7 protein-coding genes are annotated in these 6376 nt (G+C 63.1%); all 7 read right to left on the minus strand.

Annotated features, from left to right (window positions below; all coding sequences use genetic code 11):
- Positions 1 to 236: 236 nt before the first annotated feature.
- Positions 237 to 1553, minus strand: coding sequence for a CmpA/NrtA family ABC transporter substrate-binding protein (locus EN993_RS29175; RefSeq protein WP_127265514.1), 1317 nt, complete (start codon positions 1551 to 1553; stop codon positions 237 to 239).
- A 353-nt stretch (positions 1554 to 1906) separates the two neighbouring features.
- Complete coding sequence (locus EN993_RS29180) at positions 1907 to 3145, minus strand: CmpA/NrtA family ABC transporter substrate-binding protein (protein WP_164757881.1); 1239 nt, start codon at positions 3143 to 3145, stop codon at positions 1907 to 1909.
- Positions 3146 to 3147: 2 nt separating this feature from the next.
- A complete protein-coding gene (locus EN993_RS29185) occupies positions 3148 to 3750 on the minus strand; it encodes an ANTAR domain-containing response regulator (RefSeq protein WP_127265516.1) in 603 nt (200 codons plus the stop codon).
- 75 nt (positions 3751 to 3825) lie between these two features.
- Positions 3826 to 3993 carry a hypothetical protein gene (locus tag EN993_RS37170; RefSeq protein ID WP_164757880.1) on the minus strand — a complete coding sequence of 56 codons (168 nt, stop codon included), beginning with the start codon at positions 3991 to 3993 and terminating at the stop codon, positions 3826 to 3828.
- Between the two features lie 60 nt (positions 3994 to 4053).
- A complete protein-coding gene (locus tag EN993_RS38045) occupies positions 4054 to 4545 on the minus strand; it encodes a hypothetical protein (protein ID WP_126069991.1) in 492 nt (163 codons plus the stop codon).
- Between the two features lie 140 nt (positions 4546 to 4685).
- Positions 4686 to 5903, minus strand: a complete 1218-nt coding sequence (locus EN993_RS29195) for an FAD-dependent oxidoreductase (RefSeq protein ID WP_109660187.1) — start codon at positions 5901 to 5903, stop codon at positions 4686 to 4688.
- Between the two features lie 14 nt (positions 5904 to 5917).
- The coding region (locus EN993_RS29200; RefSeq protein WP_245469002.1) for an aldolase/citrate lyase family protein at positions 5918 to 6376 on the minus strand (459 nt) is incomplete at its 5' end.

The raw sequence follows: 6376 nt of genomic DNA on the forward strand, positions 1-6376 counted from the left end.
GCATCAGCGCGATGACGATGATGGGCGGCACCAGCGCGCTCGCCAGTTTGCCGGCGATGGCGAGCGGATCGAAGCGGCGCCGCGCCCTGGCGGTGAAGGCGATGACCGCCGCCGGCTTCGCGGGGAACGCCTTCACTGTTGTGTCCTCGATAGTCTGGATCGACATGTCTGGGAAAAACTCCGTGGGGCAGATAATTCGAGCGACAAACGGCGCAAGGCGCCGTTTGCGCAGAGGTTCAAGCCAATGCCTTGATCTTCAGGCTGTCGAGATAGGCGGACGGATTGGCCGGATCGAAGATCTTGCCGTCAAAGAAGGTCTCGATGCCGCGCGACGAGGACGCCGGAACGTCGGCTGCCGCGACGCCGAGATCCTTGGCCGCCTCGCGCCACAGATCCTCGCGGTTGACCTGGTCGACCAGCGCCTTGATGTCGGTGGTCGGCGCGAATTTGCCCCAGCGGATGTTCTCGGCGAGGAACCATGCATCATGGCTCTTGAACGGATAGGAGACGCCACCCTTCCAGAACTTCATGTAGAGGTCGGTGCCGTTGGCGACGCGGCCATTGCCGTAGTTGATGTCGCCCTTGAGGCGGCCGATGATGTCGGCGACAGGCACGTTCATCCATTGCCGCTTGCCGATGATGGCGGCCATCTCGTCCTTGTTTTCAGTGGCCTCGCACCATTGCTGGGCTTCCATGACGGCCATCAGGATCGCCTTGGTGGCGTTCGGGTATTTGTCGATGAATTCGGCGCGCAGGCCGAGTGCCTTTTCCGGATGACCCTTCCACAACTCGCCCGTCGTGGCAGCGGTGAAGCCGACGCCCTGGTGGACGAGCTGCTCGTTCCACGGCTCGCCGACGCAGAACACGTCCATGTTGCCAACCTTCATGTTGGCCACCATCTGCGGCGGCGGCACGACGATGGTCGAAACGTCCTTGTCGGGATCGATGCCGCCGGCGGCCAGCCAGTAGCGCAGCCACAGATCATGCGTGCCGCCCGGAAAGGTCATCGCGGCCTTGATTTCCTTGCCGGCCGCCTTCTTGGCGGCGAAGGCGTCCTTCAGCTTCGAGGCGTCGAGGCCGACGCCGGTGCCGGCATATTCCTGGGCGACCGAAATGCCCTGGCAGTCGTAGTTGAGCCGCGCCACGATCGCCATCGGCATCGGCTGGTTGTTCTGCGTCACCTTGCCGGTGTGCATGAGGTAAGGCAGCGGCGTCAGGATGTGGGCGCCGTCGATGCCGTTGGCAGCACCCCCGAGCATCAGATTGTCGCGCGTCGCGCCCCAGGAAGCCTGCTTGAGCACCTCCACATCGGGCATGCCGAACTTGGCGAACATCCCCTTCTCCTTGGCGATCATCAGCGGTGCCGCATCGGTGAGCGCAATGAAGCCGAGTTTGGCGCCGGTGACCTCCGGAGTGGCGGTGGCGGCATAGGCGCCGGAGGGGAAGAGCTTGCGGGCGGCCACGAACAGCCCCGCCGTCATCGCGCTGCTGACCAGAAAATCGCGGCGGGTCATGTCCTTGAGGGTTGTTCCAGTCCTGATCCGTTTCGTCATCGTCGTCTCCGGTTGGGCGCGGCTTGGGACCGCGTCGTCGATTGCGTGTTGATCAAAACAAAAAAGCCGCCAGCCAGGTCTTCGCGTCCGGGTGACCGGGAGCGCATGAACCTGAGCGGCAGCTTTGCCTGTGGCGCCCGCCATTGGACGCCTGTTCCGTGACCCGTGAAGGGTCTGTCTATTCCAAAGCAGGAACCGTGCCAGTTTAGCAGGAGATGAAAAAGATAAATGAAATCAGCGATACGTGCCGGTCACCGACACGCGGGACCCTATGGCTGGCAGGCCAAAGATTGTTCATTGGAGCAATCGCACGCACAATTTTTGTGCAATGCACAAGAATGGCGCGGAAATGATCAGGCTTCCGCGCGGGCTGATTTCTGGGCGGCGATGTAGCCGTCGACCTCGTCCGGATCGAAGATCTGGCCGTCGAAGAAACCATCCGGGCCGAGCACCAGGCCCGCCCCTGTCGCGCCGACCGCGGTGGCGACGCGGAGCGCGCCCTCGACTTTCGAATTGGCGCCGGGAAGTGCCACGCCAAGCGGCTTCAGCGCCGAACGATAAAGGTCGGGACGATAGCAATCCCGAGCAATGGCGAGGTTCTCAGGCGTGTGCGCCACATGCCCCCAGCGCACCATCTGCGTGTAGAACCACAACGCATGGCTCTTCCACGGAAAGTTCGCGGCCTTGTCGAAGGGCAGGAAGAAGTCGTCGATCGTCCGCTCCGCGCCGTCGCCGAGTTGGAGATGTCCAGTCAGGATCGGCATCTGCACGGCCGGCGGCAGGCCGAGGAAACCAGGCTGCGACATGACAGCGGCCAATTCGCCGTGGTTGGCCGGATCCTGGCACCAGCGAGCTGAATGATGCAGCGCGCGCAGCAGTGCGGCCAGTGCCTCGGGGTTCTCGTCCGCCCAGGCCTTGCGCACACCTATCACCTTCTCCGGGCTGTTACGCCATATCTGGGCCTTGACGGTGACGATGTGGCCGGTGCCGGCGGCGACAGAGGCGCTGTTCCAGGGCTCGCCGACGCAGTAGCCGTCGATCCGCCCTGTGGCCAGCGCGTCGGCCATGAACGGCGGCGGCACGATGACGATCTCGATCTGTCGCGTCGGATCGATGCCGCAGGCGGCAAGCCAGTAGCGCAGTTCGTAATTGTGCCCGGAATGCGGATGCACGACGGCGAAGCGCAACGGATCATGGCCGGCGGCAGCACGCTCGCGAATGAGCGCGCCAAGTGCTGCACCAGCGCGCGCCGGATCGAGATCAGGCGCGGCGCCATGCGCCGCCATGCCGGCCCAGACGGCGTTGGAAATCGTGACGCAATTGCCGCCGAGCCCGAGCGAGAACGGGACGATGGTCTCGGAAGCGAGCGGCGTCAGCCCGAGATTGCAGGCCAGCGGCATCGGCCCCAGCATATGCGCGAGATGGAAGTGGCCGATGGCGATGCGGTCGCGGATGTTGGCCCACGACGTTTCGCGGTGTAGCGTCAGATCGATGCCTTCGCGTGCGGCAAAGCCCAACTCGCTTGCGGCGACCAGCACGGCGCTGTCGAAGAGCGGCATGAAGCCGGCGGTGATCTGGTGCTCGGCGCCCATGCTCATTCGTCCTCCGCCGGTCCCAGCAGCCCGGCTGTTGTCACCAGGCTCTGGGCGATGTCGCTGATCTTGCGGTTCTGGTTCATCGCCGTCTTGCGCAACAGCGTGTAGGCGGCCTCTTCGGAGAGGCCACGCGACTTCATCAGGATGCCCTTGGCGCGATCGATCACCTTGCGGCTCTCGAGCTCATTGCGCGCCTCTTCCAGTTCGCGCGCCATGCGCGAGAAGGCGTTGAAGCGGCTCACCGCCATGTCGAGGATCGGCTTGACGCGCTCCTGCCGCAGGCCGTCGACGACATAGGCCGAAACGCCGGCATCGACCGCCGCCTCGATCGAGGCCTGGTCGGAGCGGTCGACGAACATGGCGATCGGCCGCTTCACCGCGCGCGACAGCTGGAACATGTTTTCCAGCATGTCGCGGTTCGGATTTTCGAGATCGATGACGATGACGTCCGGCTCTATCTCGGCGATCCGCCGCGCAATACCGGTCACGTCATGGATGACGGTGACCCGCTCATGGCCGGCCTCGCGCAACCCCGCCTCGATGATCGCGGCGCGGATGCGGTTTTCGTCGATCACCAGGACGGCGAGTGCGGTTCGGACCATGCATGCATTGTGACCAAGCGAAGGAATTGTGCAATGCGGTATGGTTGAACAATCCCGACATTCGCAGACCAGCCTCTATTCCGCCGCCAGCGCCGTGACCTCGCGGCGGAAGGGCAGTGCGTCGCCGATATCGGCTTCATCCAGCTCGCGAGCGAAGCGGTGGCCGGCGTAGGTTGCCCAGGCGATCGGGCCCGACGCTTCGGCGTCGCCGATGACCGAACATGGCAAAACGTGCGCTGTCACCGTAATTCTTGCCTAAGACGAGTGGGATATTCAGCCGGCCACAATGTGACCAGTTGGATGTCATCGCCTGATGAATACGCCCGTGTAGGTCTGGCCGGCAAGCGCAACGGTTCCGGCCAGGGTTCCGTCGGGCAGCATCATAAAACTGACGTCCGCACCATTCGGGAGGCGCCCAAGCTTCAACGTAGTCCCTACAATTTTTCCTGCTCCGGCGGCCTCTCCCGGATTGTTATCGCCCAGCATTCCCCACGCAAAGGTGACCGTCACTTTGCCGTTCGGAGAAATCGTCTGCACAGCGACTTTGGCTTCATCCGTCCCCTCCAATCGTCCAACCCACATGCCCGAAAATGCGGCGTACCTTGTTGGAACGCCCTTCGCAGGGGGAGTGATTGTCATGGATTGATCCATGATTGCGGAGCCAGGAGGGGCAGGTTGAGGAGAAACAGCAACAGGATCTGACGCAGGTTCGAGAGCGGCTGATTGCGGCGCTTCAGGAGCCGATTGGCACGCGGCCAGGGCAAGTGCCGCGAAGCCCAGCATCGTGTTCCGCATCAAATCCTCCACCTCGTTCGCAAGTTGTCGGTGGGCAGCAGAGCCGCCGAATTGCACATCATTCTACACCACCGCCCTATGCATTGCGTATAGCACTTTGCATCCGTGTACCGAGCTTGTCGGCAACTCAAGAGCCGGTCTCAAATCACGGCTTCTTCCAGGAACGGCTCATTGCGCTCTATGCGCTCGTAACAGAACGGCGACAGATCGAGCGTCTGGAAAGACCCGTGGACGATGAGTTCTGAAACGGCCCGACCGACGGCTGGCGACTGTTGCAGCCCGTGCCCCGAGAAGCCGTTGGCAAACATGAAATTCGTCACCTGCGGGTGGAAGCCGACAATGCCGTTGTGGTCGAGCATGTTGTACTCGTAGTGGCCGGTCCAGCTCGTCTGGACCTTGAGCGCATCGAAGGACGGAATGCGGTGCCAGAGCGCCGGCCAGATGTAGTCGTCGAACTCTTCATGGTGCATTTCAAAGTCATCGTAGCCGGCCGGCCCGTCGCCTTGCGGCGTGTTGCCGGTGAGGAAAAGTTCGCCTTCTGGACGCACGAATGTTCCGGAAAGGTCGATGACATTGGGCATCCGGCCGGGGATCGGGTTGGCGCTGGCGAAGACGAAGCTGTAGCGCTTGTAGGGCGCGACCGGGATCGACAGGCCGGCCATGGCGGCGACCTGTTGCGCGCGTGGGCCGGCGGCGTTGACCAATGTTCCGCAACGAACCGTCTGTCCGGTCGCGAGGCGCACCGAGACGACCCGCCCATCGGCGATATCCAGCCCCGTCACGGCATTGTCGATATACTCGACGCCGCTGGCGCGGGCGGCGCGGCGGAAGCCATTCAACAGCCCCATCGAATCGAACCAGCCCTCTTCCCGGGAGCCCCAGGAACCACCGCCGAGATCCTCCACATTGAGCCAGGGAAAGCGCTCCTTCAGCGGGCCCGGCTCGAGGAAGACCGTGTGGGCTCCGAGACTGCGCTGCAGGTCGACACGCTCGCGCGCCGCTTCGACGCCGTCAGGTGAACAGCAGTAAAGATATCCATGCTCCTTGAAGCCGAGGTCGGGTGCCGGTTCGTCCTTGTAGAAGGGCGCCATCCGCTCCTCGAAACCGCGGATGATCTCGATGCCGAACTGGCTGATCTTCACATTGATCGGATTGGAATATTGCTGCCGGATCGCGCTGGTGGAGAGCGCTGTCGACGAGAACTCGTAGCTCGAGTCGCGTTCGACCACGAGGATCGAGGCGCCGCTGCCCAGCGCCTGGCTCAGCCAGTAGGCGGTCGACGAACCGACGACGGCGCCGCCCACGATGACGATGTCGTAGGCGGTGCGCGACGGCGCTTTGTAGGAAGGGATCGCCATATTCTGTCTCCGGCCTATTGGTTAAACGAAGCGATCAGGGCATCCGAGCCCCGGGCGAGCAGGCCGAGATCGGAACCAACGGCAACCATGGTGAAGCCGTCGGCGAGGTAGCGGTCGGCATCGGTCTTTGCAGGAGCCAGGATGCCGCTGGCCTTGCCTGCCGCTGTTGCTGCCTTGCGCACCGAGGCGATCGCTTCTTGAACGTGCGCCGCACCGGGATTGCCCATCGCGCCCATATTGGTGGAAAGGTCGCCGGGTCCGACGAAGAGGACGTCGACGAAAGCCAAAGCCGAGATATAGGAAGAGTTAGAAAAGAAAGTATCGCATTCGATATGAACGGACAGAAGTTGCTGCTCGCGCGCCCGCCCATGATAGCCGGCGATGCGGCCGAATGCGTTGGCGCGGTGGGCGACCGAGAATCCCCGGAAGCCGGCCGGAGCATAGGTCATCGCGGAAACGATGATGCGCGACGG

Origin of the sequence: Mesorhizobium sp. M7D.F.Ca.US.004.01.2.1 (genome assembly GCF_003997785.1) — a bacterium.
GTDB lineage: Bacteria > Pseudomonadota > Alphaproteobacteria > Rhizobiales > Rhizobiaceae > Mesorhizobium > Mesorhizobium loti.

Excerpts from the sequence above, each read along its gene's own strand:
- EN993_RS29195 (WP_109660187.1), bottom strand. The coding sequence starts at position 5,903 with ATGGCGATCCCTTCCTACAAAGCGCCGTCGCGCACCGCCTACGACATC.
- EN993_RS38045 (WP_126069991.1), bottom strand. The coding sequence starts at position 4,545 with ATGCGGAACACGATGCTGGGCTTCGCGGCACTTGCCCTGGCCGCGTGC.
- EN993_RS29175 (WP_127265514.1), bottom strand. The coding sequence starts at position 1,553 with ATGACGAAACGGATCAGGACTGGAACAACCCTCAAGGACATGACCCGC.
- EN993_RS29185 (WP_127265516.1), bottom strand. The coding sequence starts at position 3,750 with ATGGTCCGAACCGCACTCGCCGTCCTGGTGATCGACGAAAACCGCATC.
- EN993_RS29180 (WP_164757881.1), bottom strand. The coding sequence starts at position 3,145 with ATGGGCGCCGAGCACCAGATCACCGCCGGCTTCATGCCGCTCTTCGAC.